The sequence below is a fragment of the Streptomyces toyocaensis genome, from assembly GCF_000725125.1.
Taxonomy (GTDB): Bacteria; Actinomycetota; Actinomycetes; order Streptomycetales; family Streptomycetaceae; genus Streptomyces; species Streptomyces toyocaensis.
Genome location: NZ_JFCB01000049.1, coordinates 11782 through 26919, shown reverse-complemented (window position 1 = coordinate 26919; position 15138 = coordinate 11782). Strand labels below are relative to the sequence as shown.

Below are 15138 nucleotides of genomic sequence, written 5' to 3'. Positions count from 1 at the left end.
CACGTCGCCGGTCGGTCAGGTGATCTCCAGTACGTCCCTCACGGGGCGGCGGGGGGTGACCGGTCCCCGCGGGCCGTAGCCGAGGCGCAGCACCATGTGCACCTGCCCGGTGCCCGAGGCCGGATCGCGGGCCAGCAGGCGCAGTTCCGGCTCTTCCAGGGCGTGCGAGGTGAGCGAGGTCGCCAGGTCCGCCAGGGTGGCCTCCAGCAGGACCCGTTCCAGCGCCTGCCCGGCGCGCAGCCAGTCGGCGGGGCCCTCGCCGCGGGTGCTCAGCAGGGCCAGGTGCGGAAGGTTCTCGAACACGGTGGTGCCCCGGTCGGCGACCTTCCTGCGGCCCGCGAAGTCCCGGACGGGGGCCCTGCCGTCCTGCTTGCGGGGTCCGAACGCGTACTCCGGGATGCCGTCGACGGCGGTGTCCGCCTCGTCGCCCAGCCGGGTCCAGCGGAGCACGTCCTCGTTGGCCTCGCGGTCCGTGACGTCCCGGTACTCCGCGTCGCGGACCAGGTCGAGCACGGTCTCGGCGTGCCAGGAGCCGGGGAAGAGCAGCTCGGCGCCCTCGCGGGCCGCGGCGTCCTCGAGGGTGGCCCGCACGTCGCCGGGGATGTCCTTCTCGGCGAAGGGGTGGCGGCTGGTGTGCCGCTGCCGGACGGCGGGGTGGAGCCGGCCCAGTTCCGTGTCCGCGGGGCGGTGCGGGAGCGGTGCGGACAGCCGGACGGCGGCGAGCAGCAGGGGATCGCCGGGCTCGGGCAGGAGGGTCGTATCCGCGACGAGGTCGGCGTGCGCCGCGGCGACCCGCAGGTTGAACAGGGCCGCCCCGCAGCCGAGGTGCAGCGACCGGTTGTCGGGGTCGGAGCGGGGCATCGCCCGTCCGGGGTCGGCACGCAGCAGCAGCAGGTGTTCCGCGCTCACGTAGCGGAAGCGCCACGGCTGGGCGTTGTGCATGGACGGTGCCGTGGTCGCGTCGGCCACGAGCGCGGTCACCGTCTTGTCGTCGAGCGGTCGCGAAGCCATGCCGTCCTCCTCGCACCCGGCCGGTGAGCCCGGCCCCCGGCTCCTCGGGCGGGTTCCCTTTTCCGTTCCCTGCTACCAGGGTCTCCCGTACCGTGCGCGCGCACCGTCCGCGGATGTCCGGCGTCCCCGCCCGTGGGCGGGGACGCCGGGCCGGCGGGGTGTGCCGCGAAGGTCACAGGAGCCAGCGGTTGCGGCTGACGAAGGGCAGTCGCGCCCAGGCCCTGCCGAGTCCCCAGGTGGCGCCGGCGCCCACCGCCGCGAGGGCGATCAGGACGGCGGCGTAGACGAGGTGGTAGTCGGCGAACGGGTTCGTCGACATGCTCGGCGATCCGTCCGACAGGTGCTGGGCGGGCGGCCACTCCGCGATCCACATCAGCGCCATCATGGCGGTGCCGGCGACCGCCGCGAGCCGCAGGCCGATGCCCGCGACGAGCGCGAGGCCGGTGCCGAGCAGACCGAGCATGAACAGCCAGTCGGCCCAGGTGGCGCCGGCCCAGGCGTGGAACGTGGACTCCATGGGTCCGACGGCGACGTTGCTGAGGAAGCCCTCGGTCGGCGAGCCGCCGTCGGCCCACCCCTTGCCGGAGGGGGTGGCGTAGCCGAGGCCGAACGTCTTGTCCAGGAACGCCCACAGGAACACGAACCCGGTCAGCAGGCGCAGTCCGGCGAACGCGTGCGCGCCGGCCGCGGTCGCCGTCGGAGTCGCCGCCCCGGCGGAGGCGAGAGCCGACCGGTCCCGGCGGTGCAGGGACGGAACGCGGAATCCATGGTGCCGCTGGGGGTGGTGGTGCACTGCCATGGTGCTCATCCCTTCCGAGGGTGACGCCGGGTGGCGCCGGATCCGGATGGCTCTCGTTGACCTTCAATGTCCCGCGTCGCCGGTCCCCGGCCCAGCGCCGCGGGGCCCGTGCGGCGGGCCGAACGTCCCCCGGCCCGGGTCCCGTCGGCGACGTCTCATCCCTCGACCGCCGCGGCCAGGTCCACGCCGTACAGGGTCCGCCCGCCGACGAGTGCGCGCCCGGTGACCAGCTCCGGCTCGATGCGGACGAAGACATCGTGCCTCGCGGGAACCCAGGAGACGGGGCCGGTACGGGAGAGGCGCTCGCGTTCCGCGGGGTCGGTCACCACGGCGGCCCGGCCGGTGACGACCACGCTCCAGCCGGCCCGCCTGGCGGCGTCGACGTCGTCGGTCTCGAAGGCGACCACCGCGCCGTCGATCGCGCGGACCAGCGCCGAGTCCGCGGCGGTGCGCAGCAGCACGGCGCCGTCGCCGTCCAGGGCGAAGTTGACCGGCAGCACGGCCGGCATGGCCCGGCGCGTGTAGACGATGCGGCCAACGGGCACCTCGGCCATCAGCCGCAGGCATTCCGTGCGCCCGAGTTCGCGGAAACCGTCATTGGGGTACATGTGCCTGTCCGTCCGTTCTCCGCCGGTTCGGCGGTACTGCCTCCTACCGTGGGCCGGGCGAGGCCCCAGGACGAGGGCCGACGGTCCCGTTCCTCCCGGAGACCGGCCGAGACCGCAGGTCCCCCGTTCCGGGGCCGATGGGCCCTCCGGGCCGGGCCGGGCTCGGGTGGTCCCGGGGGCCGGGGGTCAGAGGTCGGAGACGAAGGGCTGCTCGGTCCAGATGACCTTGCCGGTCGAGGTGTGCCGGGTGCCCCACCGGTGGGCGAGCTGGGCCACGATCATCAGTCCGCGCCCGCCCTCGTCGGTGGTGCGCGCGTGGCGCGGGCGCGGTGAGGTGCCGCTGCCGTCGCTGACCTCGCAGATGAGGCTGCGGTCCCGGATCAGGCGCAGGCCGATCGGGCCGGACGCGTACCGGATGGCGTTGGTGACCAGCTCGCTCACGATGAGTTCCGTGGTGAAGACGAGGCCGTCCAGGCCCCATTCCTCCAGTTGCCGCACGGCGGCTGCGCGGGCGTCGCCCACGGCCGCCGGGTCACCGGCCAGGTCCCAGGAGGCGACCTGGTGCGGTGAGAGGACCTTGGTCCGGGCGAGCAGCAGGGCGGCGTCGTCGGGCGGCGGGCCGGTCAGCAGCGTGTCGACCGCGCCCCGTCCGAGGTCCTCCAGCGTCTCTCCGGGCTTGGTGAGGGCGTGGCCCAGCCGGGAGATCCCCTCGTCGATGTCCCGGTCGGCCGTCTCGACGAGGCCGTCGGTGTAGAACGCCAGGAGGCTGCCCTCGGCGATCTCCATCTCGGCGGCCTCGAACGGCAGGTACCCGAGCCCGAGCGGTGGCCCCGCCGGCAGGTCCAGGACCTCGGCGGTGCTGCCCGGGGTCACCAGGACGGGCGGGAGATGCCCCGCACGGGCCAGGGTGCACCGTCTGCTGACCGGGTCGTACACGGCGTACAGGCAGGTGGCTCCCATGAAGCCGGCGCCGGCGGCGGCCTCCGGCTCGCTGTCGTCGTGCGCGCCCATGAGGCCGATCACCAGGTCGTCGAGGTGGGCGAGCAGTTCGTCCGGGGGGAGGTCCAGGTTGGCGAGTGTGCGCACCGCCGCGCGCAGGCGTCCCATGGTCGCCGCGGCGTTCATGCCGTGTCCGACGACGTCGCCGACGACGAGGGCGACCCGGGCCCCGGACAGCGGGACGACGTCGAACCAGTCGCCGCCCACCCCGCTCGGGACGCCGGCCGGCAGGTACCAGGACGCCACCTCGAGCGCCGATCCCCCCGTGAGCGCCTGCGGCAGCAGGAACTCCTGCATGGCGCGGGAGGCGGTCCGCTCCCGGGTGAAGCGGCGGGCGTTGTCGACGGACACCGCCGCACGGGAGACGATCTCCTCGGCGAGCCGCACGTCGTCGTCCTCGAAGGGGGCGGAGCGCCGCGACCGGGCGAAGGTCGCCACGCCCAGGGTGACGCCGCGTGCCCGCAGCGGCACGACCATCAAGGAGCGGAAGTCGTACTCGAGGATCGAGGCGCCCAGGGACGGGTCCTCGGTCACCCAGGGGCTGGCTGTCCGGTCCAGGGTGCGTTCCACCAGGGTCCTGCTCTCCCGCAGGCAGTGCGTCACGGGCGAGGACGGGGCACGCCGGACGGCCTCCCCGACGGCCAGGGTGCCCTCCGGGCACCCCTCGCGCACCGACGCCTGCCCCGCGCGGCGGATGACGGGTGCCATGCCGACCGGTCCCGGGTCCGGCTCCTCGCCGCACATGACGGAGTCCAGCAGGTCGACCGCCACGAAGTCGGCGAGGGGCGGCACGGTCTCGTCGGCCAGTTCCTGCGCCGTGCGCCGCACGTCCAGGGTGCTGCCGATCCTGGCACCGGCGTCGTTCAGCAGCGCCAGGCGTTCCTGGGCCCGCCGGCGTTCGGTGACGTCGATGAGCATGTACAGGATGCCCACGATGCGGTCGCGGCGGTCCTTCATCGCGAAGAAGGACACGGACATGGCCCGGGCGCGCTCGGGGTCGTCGGCGGTGGTGAGGAACTCGCTGTCCATGACCGGCCGCCCGGTGTCCAGGACCGTGCGCATCTTCTCCTGGAAGAGTCCGGCCTCCGCGGGCGGGAGCACCTCGTGCACCAGCCGTCCCAGGCGTTCCCCCAGGGGGACCAGGCGGTCCAGCGGATCGTTGACCCAGACGTACCGCAGGTCGGTGTCCAGGACGGCCAGGCCGACCGGTGCGTGGGTGAGGAACGAGGTGAGCATCATCTGGCTCGCGCCTCCCCCGGGCATCCGCCAGAAGGCCCGCCTCGGCGGCCGGCCGACGTACCGGCCGAACAGGAGGGCGGCGGCCGTGGCGGCGAGCACGCCGGGAACCATCTCGTAGACCCCCGATTCCAGCGGTCCGAGCAGGGGGTTGATCCAGCTCCACAGCAGCACCGTGCCGGCGCCGGTCACGATGCCGGCCGTGGCCCCCGCCCAGGTCATGCCGGGCCAGTACAACGACAGCAGCACGACCGGGCCGAAGGCGGCTCCGAACCCCGCCCAGGCGTGGGCGACGAGACTGAGCAGGGCGTCGCCCCTGAACGCGATGACGCAGGCCACGAGGATCACCAGGACGACCGTGGCGCGGCCCGCCCGCACCAGAGCCCTGTCGGTGGCGTGCCGGTTGAGGAACGCCCGGTAGAAGTCTTCCGTCAGGGCCACGGACGACACGAGGAGCTGGCTGTCCGCGGTGGAGATGACGGCGGCGAGCACGGCGATCAGCATGATCCCGGCGACCCACGGATTGAGCAGGCTGTGGGACAGGGCGATGTACACCGTGTCGGGGGCGGCGAGCGAGGGGACGAGCTCCCCGATCCCGGCCAGGCCGACGAGGGTGGCGCCGGCGAGGACGACCACGACCCACGCGGTTCCGATGCGGCGGGCCGCGGGGACGTCCCGGGCGCTGCGGATGCTCATGAAACGGGCCAGGATGTGGGGCTGCCCGAAGTAGCCGAGGCCCCAGGCGAGCAGCGAGACGATCGCCAGGGCACCGAGTGTCCCGTCCGCCGACCACAGACCGCCTCCGTAGTCGACCAGCGCCCCGGGGTCGCGCAGGGCGGGCTCTCTGCTGTCCAGCGCGTCGCCCAGGGCACCGAAGCCCCCGACGGCGGCGACGGCGGTCGCGGGCAGCACGATCAGGGCGAGGAACATGAGCGTGGCCTGCAGGACGTGGGTCAGGCTCACCGCCAGGAAGCCGCCCAGGCTGGAGTAGATGACGATGACCAGGGCGGTGACGGTCACGCCCAGCCCGAAGCGGAGGCCGAAGACGGTGTTGAACAGCAGTCCCCCGGCCACCAGGCCGCTGCTGACGTAGAGGGTGAAGAACACCAGCGTCACGGCGGCCGAGACCAGTCTGAGCATGCGGGTGCGGTCCTCGAACCTCTCCTCCAGATAGGCCGACAGGCTGACCGCGTTCCCGGCCCGCTCGGTGTAGGTCCGCAGCCTCGGCGCGACGAAGAGCCAGTTGAGGTAGGTGCCGGCCGCGAGGCCGAGCGCGATCCAGGCGGAGCCGAGGCCCGCCGCGTAGACGGCCCCCGGGAGCGCCAGGAACAACCAGCCGGACATGTCGCTGGCCCCCGCGGACAGGGCGGCGACGAGCGGCCCCAAGCGGCGCCCGCCCAGGGCGAAGTCGGAGTAGGTGCGCGTGCGGGTGTACGCCCAGACACCCGTTCCGACCATGGCCACCACGTACAGCGCGAACATGGTGACGATCGGCGCACTCAAGTTGAACATATGGTCCTCGCCCGGGGAGTCCGCGATCAGGGGCACGCCCATCAGTCCGGCCGGCGGTTAGGTGCTTCGGCGTCAAATCTACAGATTTCGAACACCCGCAACCATGCGGGTGCGCGCACCCCGGCTCAAGGTTCCCCGCGCAGCCGGTTCAGAAGTGCGGTACGACGGCCACGGCGCAGCCGGCCTGCTGCATCACGGCGTGGGCCACCGGGCCGGTGCGCGGGACCCTCGGCCGGTCGGTGAGCCGGTGGCCGACGACCAGCAGGTCCGCCGCGGAGGCGGCCCTCAGCAGGGCGTCCGACGGCCTGCCCTCCACGGCCATCTCCAGCACGACGACGTCGGGGTACTTGTCGCGCCACACGCGGAGCACCGAGGAGAGGAAACCGAGCCATTCCCCGGCTCTCCGGGGATCGCCGGGCAGGCCGGCCTCACCGGGGCCCAGGGGGAACGGGCCGGGCGCGCGCCAGGCGTGCAGCACCCTCAGCCGCGCCCGGCGCAGACGGGCCGCCTCGAAGGCGAACGCGATCACCTCGTCGCACGGCCCGGTGACGTCGAGACCGAGGACCACGTCCCGCCGGCCGTCGCGGGGAGGGCCGGCCGGGCGGCCTTCTTCGCTGTCCGCCCGCCCCAGGACGTCCTCATCGGTGTCCGCCCGTACCAGGACGACGGGGTGCGTGGCCCTCGCCACCACACCGAGCGCGACCGAGCCCGCGAGAAGGCCGGTCAGGCGGCCCGCTCCGCGCGAGCCCAGCACCAGCAGGTCGGCGTCCTCCGCGGCCCTCACCAGGGCGTCGGTGGCCGGCCACTCGACCTGGTCGTCGTACAGGCGCACCCCGGGGCACGCGGCGAGGACGCGTTCCTCCGCCTGCCGCAGGACCCGCTGCGCCAGGGTCCGCCGGGCGGCGTCCGCGATCGGCGGCTCGCCCCGGCGCGACCGCCCCTCGCGCGCGTGCAGCAGCCGCAGCGCCCGTCCGCGGCGGACGGCCTCGTGCGCCGCCCACGCGGCGGCCACCAGACTCCCGGCGGAACCATCGACGCCGGCGACAACAGGCGAAAGCATGACGTGCACCTCCAGCACAAGAGCCACTCCCCCGCTGTCAGCCTCGCGCCCGCGGTGGTGCCCGCGCAGGGGCCGGAGGGTTCATCGCCGCGGGCCATCAGGCCCCATGGCGGGCCGGGAGACGGCCCGCCGCGCGCACCTCGGGGTCCGACCAGCCGTCGGGCAGGGGATTGCCGGAGAGCTGGGCGGTGCCGACCACCATCGTCAGCGCGAGGCACACGGTGCCGCACACCGCCATCGCCGCGGCCACCCCGGTCAGCAGCCGGGTCGCGGTCCGCGGGTGCAGGTGGTGCTCGGCGAGGCGCGCGATCGGCCACGCCGTCAGGGGCAGCACCAGCGGCAGGAAGACGAACACCCCCACGGCCGCTCAGTCTTGCCCGTCGTTCCCCGGCCGGCCCAGCAGATCCGCAGGAGGCGCTCGTCGTCCGGCCCGAGACCGGTGACGAAGCCGGCCAGCACCGCCTCCCGGTCGCTCTCGGCGTCCAGGACCTTGCGCATCTTGTGGGCGGCCAGGCCCGCCTGGTCCGACGCGGACGTCCAGGCGAAGGACCGGCCCGAGCGCTCCCGGGTGACCGCGCCCTCGGCCAGCAGCCCGGTCAGGATGGTGATGACGGTCGTGTAGGCCAGATCGCCGCCGAGGCGCTGCTGCACCCGGCCGGCCGTCGCCGGGCCGGCATCCTCAAGGCCGGGACCCGCGCCCTGAAGTCCCCCGCACGGGCCGGGGCGAGCGGGAGGCCCGTGACCGGCTCGCGGGTGGGGGCTCACTGTGCCCGCAGGCCGTGCTCCCGGAACTGTCGCCGCACCCGCTCCGTCAGGTCCTGATCCGGTACGGGGGTGTCGCGCAGCGGGAAGGGGATGCCCAGCGCGTCGTACTTGTGGGCGCCGAGTTTGTGGAAGGGCAGGACGTCCACCCGGTCGACGTTGCCCAGCCCGGCCAGGAAGGCGCCGAGCCCGTCGATCGCTGCCGGGTCGTCGGTCCGGCCGGGCACCAGGACGTAGCGGATCCACACCGGGACGCCCAGCCGGTCCAGCCGGGCGGCGAAGTCCAGCGTCGGGGCGAGGGCGGCGCCCGTCAGGCTGCGGTAGGCGCGTGCGTCGAAGGACTTGATGTCCAGCAGCACCAGGTCGGTGTCGGCGAGCAGCGCGTCGCTCGCGCGGGCGCCGAGGAAGCCGGACGTGTCGAGGGCCGTGTGCAGCCCGAGCTCCTTGCAGCGGCGGAGGACCGCCGCGGTGAACACCGGCTGGAGGAGGGCCTCGCCGCCGGTGAGGGTCACGCCCCCGCCGGCGGTGGTGACGAAGGCGCGGTACTTCCCGATCTCGGTCATGACCTCGTCGACGGTGGCCGGTCTGCCGTCCCGCATGTGCCAGGTGTCCGGGTTGGCGCAGTACAGGCAGCGCAGGGGGCATCCGCTGAGGAAGAGCACGAACCGGGTCCCGGGACCGTCCACTCCTGTGGACAGGTCCCAGGAGTGGATCCGGCCCGTCACCGGCTCGACCGTGGTGCTCACAGCGATCCGTGGAAGGTGCGGCCGATCACGTCGAGCTGCTGCTCACGGGTCAGCCGGACGAAGTTGACGGCGTACCCGGACACCCGGATCGTCAGCTCGGGGTACTTCTCGGGGTGCTCCATGGCGTCCCGCAGGACCGCGCGGTTCAGGACGTTCACGTTCATGTGGAAGCCGCCCGAGGCCATGTAGGCGTCGAGGATGCCGACCAGGTTGCCGGCGCGCTCCTCGGGGAGGTGTCCGAGCCCCTCGGGGGTGATGGTCGTGGTCAGGGAGATGCCGTCCCGGGCCTGCTCGTACGGCAGCTTGGCCACCGAGAGGGCCGAGGCGGCCACCCCGTGCCGGTCGCGTCCGTTCATCGGGTTGGCGCCCGGCGCGAAGGGCTCCCCGGCCCGCCGGCCGTCGGGCGTGTTGCCCGTGTGCTTGCCGTAGACCACGTTCGAGGTGATGGTCAGCACGGACTGCGTGTGCTCGGCGCCGCGGTAGGTGGGGTGCTTGCGCACCTTCGCCATGAAGGACTCCACCAGGTCGACGGCGATCGAGTCGGCGCGGTCGTCGTTGTTGCCGTAGGCCGGGAACTCCCCCTCGGTGCGGAAGTCGACGGCGAGTCCGGTGCCGTCCCGGAAGACCTTCACCCGTGCGTGCCGCACGGCGGACAGGCTGTCCACGGCGACCGACAGCCCGGCGATGCCGCAGGCCATGAACCGGTGGACCGGGTGGTCGTGCAGCGCCATCTCCAGGCGCTCGTAGGCGTACTTGTCGTGCATGTAGTGGATGACGTTCAGCGCCTCCACGTAGGTCTGAGCCAGCCAGTCCAGCACGCGGTCGTACGCCGCCGACAGCTCCTCGTGGTCGAGGTAGTCCCCCGTCAGCGCCGGCATCGGGGGTGCGACCTGCTCGCCGGTCATCTCGTCGCGGCCGCCGTTGACCGCGTACAGCAGTGCCTTGGCCAGGTTCACCCGCGCGCCGAAGAACTGCATCTGCTTGCCCACCGCCATCGCGGAGACGCAGCAGGCGATCGCGGTGTCGTCACCGGTGCGCGGCCGCATCAGCTCGTCGGACTCGTACTGGATCGCGCTGGTGTCGATGGAGACCTGCGCGCAGAACCGCTTGAAGCCCGCCGGCAGCCGCGGCGACCACAGGACGGTCAGGTTGGGCTCGGGGGCCGGGCCGAGGTTGTAGAGGGTCTGGAGGAAGCGGAAGGACGTGCGGGTGACCAGGGGGCGGCCGTCCTCGCCGATGCCGCCGATGGACTCCGTCACCCAGGTGGGGTCGCCGGAGAACAGGGTGTCGTACTCGGGGGTGCGCAGGAACCGCACGATCCGCAGCTTGATCACGAAGTCGTCGACGAGTTCCTGCGCCCGGGTCTCGTCGACCGTGCCCTCCTCCAGGTCCCGCTGGAGGTAGACGTCGAGGAACGTGGAGGTGCGGCCGAGGGACATCGCGGCGCCGTTCTGCTCCTTCACCGCCGCGAGGAAGCCCAGGTAGAGCCACTGCACCGCCTCGTGCGCGGTCGTCGCCGGACGGGAGACGTCACAGCCGTACGAGGCCGCCATCACGGTCAGTTCGCCCAGCGCGCGGATCTGCTCGGCCAGCTCCTCGCGGTCGCGGATGACGTCGGGACCGGAAGGGAGCGCGTCCAGCAGGGCGCGTTCGGCGCGCTTGGCCTCGATCAGCCGGTCCGTGCCGTACAGCGCGACGCGCCGGTAGTCGCCGATGATCCGCCCGCGGCCGTAGGCGTCGGGCAGCCCGGTGATGATGCCGGCCTTGCGGGCGGCGCGCATCACCGGTGTGTACGCGTCGAAGACCCCGTCGTTGTGGGTCTTGCGGTAGGTGCCGAAGACCCGGGTGACGAAGGGGTCGGGCTCGTAGCCGTACGCCCGCAGCCCGTTCTCCACCATGCGCAGCCCGCCGTTGGGCATGATCGCGCGCTTCAGCGGGGCGTCCGTCTGCAGGCCCACGATCAGTTCGCGCTCCCGGTCGATGTAACCGGGGGCGTGCGAGGTGATCGTGGACGGCGTGGCGGTGTCGACGTCGAGCACGCCCCGGCGCCGCTCCTCGGGGAAGAGCGCGCTGACCTTCTCCCACACCGCGCGGGTCCGGTCCGTCGGCCCGGTCAGGAAGGCCGCGTCGCCCTCGTAGGGCGTGTAGTTGGCCTGGATGAAGTCGCGCACGTCGATGTGCTCACGCCACCGCGTCCCGGCGAACTGCCGCCAGGCGTCGGCTGTCCGGGGGCCGGCTGTCACGGTCGTGGTCATCACGGGTCCTCTTTCGTGGCGGGACTGTCACTGTCGATGTTCGCCGTCCGGCGAGGTCGCGGGGAGTGCCGGTCAGGGCACCGCACCGGTTCCGTCCGGCCCCCGTGGACGGGACCTTCGGCGCGGCTCCGGGGCGGACGGGGCCGCCCGCGGGCCGCGCGGCCGGTTCGGTTCAGACGTGCGGCACCACGGCGACGGGGCAGGCCGCGTGGTGGAGGACGGCATGGGTCACGGGTCCCGTGTGGGCACCGAGCCGCCCACCGCCCGTACGGCGCCCCACCACGAGCAGCCCGGCGTCGTGCGCGGCGCGGACGAGAGCGGTGGCGGCCCGGCCCTCGGTCACGGTCCGGGTCACCCGGACCGCCGGGTACTTCTCGCACCAGGGGCCCAGGGCCGCGCTCACCGCCCGCTCCGCGGCCGCGAGGGCCTCCGCCCCGGCCACCGGCGGCGGCGGTGCGGCCGGCGTCGTCACCAGTGAGGCGTCGGAGGCGGGCCGGTGCGGCACCTTGAACGCGTGGACGACGGTCAGGCAGGTGCCCCGCCGCCGGGCGGCGTCGAAAGCGAATCCGATCAGCTCGTCGCAGGGGTGCCGGACGTCCAGCCCCAGGACCACGGCCCGGTGCGGCGTCGCGGGGATCTCCTCCGGGGCCACGCCGTCCGCGGCCGGGAGGTGTTCGTCGGCCGCCGTCCACCCGGGCCGCACCAGCACCACGGGCCGCGGTGACCGGGCGACCACCCGGTGGGACACGGATCCCGTGACGAACCCGGTCACCCCGCTCACGCCGTGCGATCCGAGGACCAGCACCCCGGCCTCGGCGGCCGCGGTGAGCAGGGCGGCGACCGGGGAGTCGGACGCCACCCGGCCGGTGACCGGCAGCCCGGGGTGGTCCGCGCGGACGACGTGGAGGGCCTCCCGGACGGTCCGCTCGGACCGGTCCTGCCCGGCGCCGGCCGGTGCCACGTCCTCCCGCGGCCGGGCGGGACCGCGCGCGGCGTGTACGACGGCGAGTCCGCCGCCGTGGCGCGCGGCCTCCCGGGCAGCCCAGTGCACGGCCGCCGGGCTCGCCGCGTCTGCGTCGACTCCGACTACTACGGTGTGTGGCATGGCGCGTCCCTCCCGGACCCCGGAACGTTTCCGGTGTCCCCGACGCCTTCGAGCCTGTCCCCCGCCGGGAACGGTTCCCAGGGGCCGCACAGACCCCGTACGGATCCCTTCGGCCCCACTTCCCCCGGACGCCCCTGGCGCGGGGTCCAGGGTCTCGGGCCCATCGGCACCTTGCCCGGGTCTGCCGGCACCTCGCGCCCCGGGCTCGCCGGCCGGACGCTGGATACATCAGCCCCGAGCAGAGGAGCACGGCGTCATGGTCCGTTACGTGTACGACTTCACCGAGGGCGGCCGCGAGATGGCAGGCCTGCTCGGTGGCAAGGGCTCGAACCTGGCCGAGATGACCCGGCTGGGGCTGCCGGTCCCGCCCGGTTTCGTCATCACCACCGACGCCTGCCGGGCCTTCCTCACCACCGGTGGTGAGCCGGCGGGCATGTCGCGGGAGGTCTCCGACCATCTGAGGGCCGTGGAGGAGGCCGCCGGCCGGCTGCTCGGACAGCGGGACGATCCGCTGCTGCTGTCCGTCCGTTCCGGTGCCCGCTTCTCCATGCCCGGCATGATGGAGACGATCCTCGACATCGGGCTGAACGACGATTCCGTCCTGGGCCTGGCCAAGGTCTCCGGAAGTGAGCGCTTCGCCTGGGACTCCTACCGCCGCCTCGTCCAGATGTTCGGCAGCACGGTCATGGGCGTCGACGGCCGCCTGTTCGAGCGGGCCATGGCGGAGCTGAAGGACCGGCGTGGTGCCCGCGACGACGTGCACCTGGACGCCGGAGACCTCGCCGAGCTGGTGGAGACGTACAAGACGGTGATCCGCCGGGAGACCGGGGAGGACTTCCCGCAGTCCCCGGCCGAGCAGCTGCGCCGTTCGATCCTGGCCGTCTTCGAGTCGTGGAACGGGGAGCGGGCGCGCCTGTACCGCCGGCGCGAGCACATCTCCGACGACCTGGGTACCGCCGTGAGTGTGCAGCGCATGGTCTTCGGCAACCTCGGGCCCGACTCCGGCAGCGGTGTGGCCTTCACCCGTGACCCGGCCACCGGCCGCCCCGGACTGTACGGCGACTACCTGCCCAACGCCCAGGGCGAGGACGTCGTCGCGGGTATCCGCAACACCGTGCCCCTGGGCGAGCTCGAGCGGCTGGACCCCGGGTCGTACGCCCGTCTGCGGGCGCACATGGAGACGCTGGAGCGGCACTACCGGGACCTGTGCGACATCGAGTTCACGATCGAGCGCGGCACGCTGTGGATGCTGCAGACCCGGGTCGGCAAGCGCACCGCCGAGGCGGCCTTCGCGCTCGCCTCCGCACTGGCCGACGAGGGGCTCATCACCCCGGACGAGGGTCTCGCCCGGGTGAGCGGCGAGGGCCTGGCGCGGCTGATGTTCCCGCGCTTCGACACCTCGGGGCACGCGGATCCCCTCGCCCGCGGACTTCCCGCGTCCCCGGGTGCCGCGGTCGGCGCGGCGGTCTTCCACTCGGCGGAGGCCGTACGGCGAGCCGCGGCCGGCGAGAAGGTGGTCCTGGTCCGCCAGGAGACCACCCCGGACGACCTGCCCGGCATGATCGCCGCGCAGGCGGTGCTCACCAGCCGCGGCGGCAAGACGAGCCACGCGGCCGTGGTGGCCCGCGGCATGGGCAAGGTCTGCGTGTGCGGCGCCGAGGAGCTCACGGTGGACACCGGGGCGCGGCGCTTCACCGCCCCGGACGGCACGGTCGTCGAAGAGGGCACGGTCATCTCCGTGGACGGCTCCGCCGGCGCCGTGTACCCGGGGTCCGTGCCCCTCGTCGACTCGGCGGTCATGCGGTTCCTGGAGACCGGCGGCACCGACGAGGGCACGGCCGGGGTGGTCGACGCGGTGGCGCGTGCCCTGGCCCGGGCCGACACGGTCCGGCGCCTGGAGGTGCGGGCGAACGCGGACACCCCCGAGGACGCCGCGCGGGCCCGCCGGTTCGGGGCGCAGGGCATCGGCCTGTGCCGCACCGAGCACATGTTCCTCGGTGAGCGCCGCAAGCTGGTCGAGGAGATGATCCTGGCGGACTCCGACGTGACGCGCGACCGCGCTCTGGCGGCGCTGCTGCCGCTGCAGCGGCGGGACTTCACCGCCATCCTCGAGGCGATGGACGGCCTTCCGGTGACCATCCGTCTGCTGGACCCGCCGCTGCACGAGTTCCTTCCCGACCGGACCGACCTCGCGGTGCGGATCGCCGCGACCGAGGCGCGGGGCGACCTGCCGGCCGCGCACGACGCCGAACTGCTGACCGCGGTGAACCGGATGCACGAGGAGAACCCGATGCTCGGGCTGCGGGGCGTGCGCCTCGGCCTGGTGGTGCCCGGCCTGGTCGCCATGCAGGTACGGGCGATCGGCGAGGCCGTCGCGGAACGCCTGCGGGCCGGCGGCGCGCCCCGGGCGGAGATCATGGTCCCGCTCGTCGGGGACGTCCGCGAACTGCGCATCGTCCGCGACGAGGTGCGGCGGGTCCTCGCCGAGGTCTCCGAGGAGTCCGGTGTCCCGGTCGACTGCCCCGTCGGCACCATGATCGAGCTGCCCAGGGCGGCGCTGACGGCGGGCCGGATCGCGGGGGAGGCGGAGTTCTTCTCCTTCGGCACCAACGACCTGACCCAGACCACTTGGGGCTTCTCCCGCGACGACGTCGAGGCCGAGTTCTTCTCCGCCTACCTCGACAAGGGCGTCTTCCCCGTCTCCCCGTTCGAGACGATCGACCGGGACGGCGTGGGCCGGCTCGTCACGATCGCCGTCGCCGAGGGCCGGGCCGCCCGGCCGGACCTGAAGATCGGCGTCTGCGGCGAGCACGGCGGCGACCCGGAATCGGTGCACTTCTTCCACTTCGCCGGCCTGGACTACGTGTCCTGCTCGCCGTTCCGGGTCCCGGTGGCCCGGCTGGAGGCCGGACGGGCGGCGCTGGAGGACGTCGAGGGCAGCGACAGCAGGTGACCGGGACCCCCGGCCCGGGACCCCGGGCCGGGCGGCCCTGGGCCCAGGGCGGCGTGCGGGGCAGTCTGGGGCTGCCGAGAGATCAGCGGAAG

9 protein-coding genes and 2 pseudogenes are annotated in these 15138 nt (G+C 73.8%); 1 reads left to right on the top strand and 10 read right to left on the bottom strand.

Annotation, left to right across the window (positions count from 1 at the left end):
- Positions 1–15 precede the first annotated feature (15 nt).
- The 10 genes and pseudogenes from BU52_RS31010 to BU52_RS30965 form a co-directional block, all read right to left on the bottom strand.
- On the bottom strand, positions 16–1011 hold the full coding sequence (locus tag BU52_RS31010; RefSeq protein ID WP_037940807.1) for an Acg family FMN-binding oxidoreductase: 996 nt from the start codon (positions 1009–1011) through the stop codon (positions 16–18).
- Positions 1012–1183: 172 nt separating this feature from the next.
- Complete coding sequence (locus BU52_RS31005) at positions 1184–1810, bottom strand: DoxX family membrane protein (protein WP_037940805.1); 627 nt, start codon at positions 1808–1810, stop codon at positions 1184–1186.
- 155 nt (positions 1811–1965) lie between these two features.
- Positions 1966–2418 carry a pyridoxamine 5'-phosphate oxidase family protein gene (locus tag BU52_RS31000; RefSeq protein ID WP_037940803.1) on the bottom strand — a complete coding sequence of 151 codons (453 nt, stop codon included), beginning with the start codon at positions 2416–2418 and terminating at the stop codon, positions 1966–1968.
- Between the two features lie 186 nt (positions 2419–2604).
- The gene (gene putP / locus BU52_RS30995) at positions 2605–6165 is read right to left on the bottom strand and encodes a sodium/proline symporter PutP (RefSeq protein WP_037940833.1); all 3561 of its coding nucleotides are present in this window, start codon (positions 6163–6165) and stop codon (positions 2605–2607) included.
- Between the two features lie 148 nt (positions 6166–6313).
- Positions 6314–7225 carry a universal stress protein gene (locus tag BU52_RS30990; protein WP_037940830.1) on the bottom strand — a complete coding sequence of 304 codons (912 nt, stop codon included), beginning with the start codon at positions 7223–7225 and terminating at the stop codon, positions 6314–6316.
- Positions 7226–7352: 127 nt separating this feature from the next.
- Positions 7353–7586 (bottom strand): annotated as a pseudogene (locus BU52_RS30985) (M56 family peptidase); the annotation flags it as partial.
- A gap of 6 nt (positions 7587–7592) precedes the next feature.
- Positions 7593–7990, bottom strand: a pseudogene (locus BU52_RS30980) (BlaI/MecI/CopY family transcriptional regulator).
- Positions 7987–8733 (bottom strand): pyruvate formate-lyase-activating protein, encoded by a 747-nt coding sequence (gene pflA, locus BU52_RS30975; protein ID WP_200881369.1) that lies wholly within the window; start codon positions 8731–8733, stop codon positions 7987–7989. Before pflA ends, BU52_RS30980 begins: the two are co-directional and overlap by 4 nt.
- A complete protein-coding gene (pflB, locus tag BU52_RS30970) occupies positions 8730–10988 on the bottom strand; it encodes a formate C-acetyltransferase (protein WP_037940798.1) in 2259 nt (752 codons plus the stop codon). Before pflB ends, pflA begins: the two co-directional genes overlap by 4 nt.
- A 172-nt stretch (positions 10989–11160) precedes the next feature.
- Complete coding sequence (locus BU52_RS30965; protein ID WP_037940796.1) at positions 11161–12093, bottom strand: universal stress protein; 933 nt, start codon at positions 12091–12093, stop codon at positions 11161–11163.
- A 256-nt stretch (positions 12094–12349) separates the two neighbouring features.
- On the opposite strand from BU52_RS30965, the gene ppdK reads away from it, so the two are divergent.
- The gene (gene ppdK / locus BU52_RS30960) at positions 12350–15046 is read left to right on the top strand and encodes a pyruvate, phosphate dikinase (RefSeq protein WP_037940794.1); all 2697 of its coding nucleotides are present in this window, start codon (positions 12350–12352) and stop codon (positions 15044–15046) included.
- Positions 15047–15138: the final 92 nt, after the last annotated feature.

Bases quoted from the DNA above. Each gene is read 5' to 3' on its own strand.
- ppdK (WP_037940794.1), top strand. From the start codon at position 12,350: ATGGTCCGTTACGTGTACGACTTCACCGAGGGCGGCCGCGAGATGGCA.
- putP (WP_037940833.1), bottom strand. From the start codon at position 6,165: ATGTTCAACTTGAGTGCGCCGATCGTCACCATGTTCGCGCTGTACGTG.
- BU52_RS31005 (WP_037940805.1), bottom strand. From the start codon at position 1,810: ATGGCAGTGCACCACCACCCCCAGCGGCACCATGGATTCCGCGTTCCG.
- BU52_RS31000 (WP_037940803.1), bottom strand. From the start codon at position 2,418: ATGTACCCCAATGACGGTTTCCGCGAACTCGGGCGCACGGAATGCCTG.
- BU52_RS30965 (WP_037940796.1), bottom strand. From the start codon at position 12,093: ATGCCACACACCGTAGTAGTCGGAGTCGACGCAGACGCGGCGAGCCCG.
- pflB (WP_037940798.1), bottom strand. From the start codon at position 10,988: ATGACCACGACCGTGACAGCCGGCCCCCGGACAGCCGACGCCTGGCGG.
- BU52_RS31010 (WP_037940807.1), bottom strand. From the start codon at position 1,011: ATGGCTTCGCGACCGCTCGACGACAAGACGGTGACCGCGCTCGTGGCC.
- BU52_RS30990 (WP_037940830.1), bottom strand. From the start codon at position 7,225: ATGCTTTCGCCTGTTGTCGCCGGCGTCGATGGTTCCGCCGGGAGTCTG.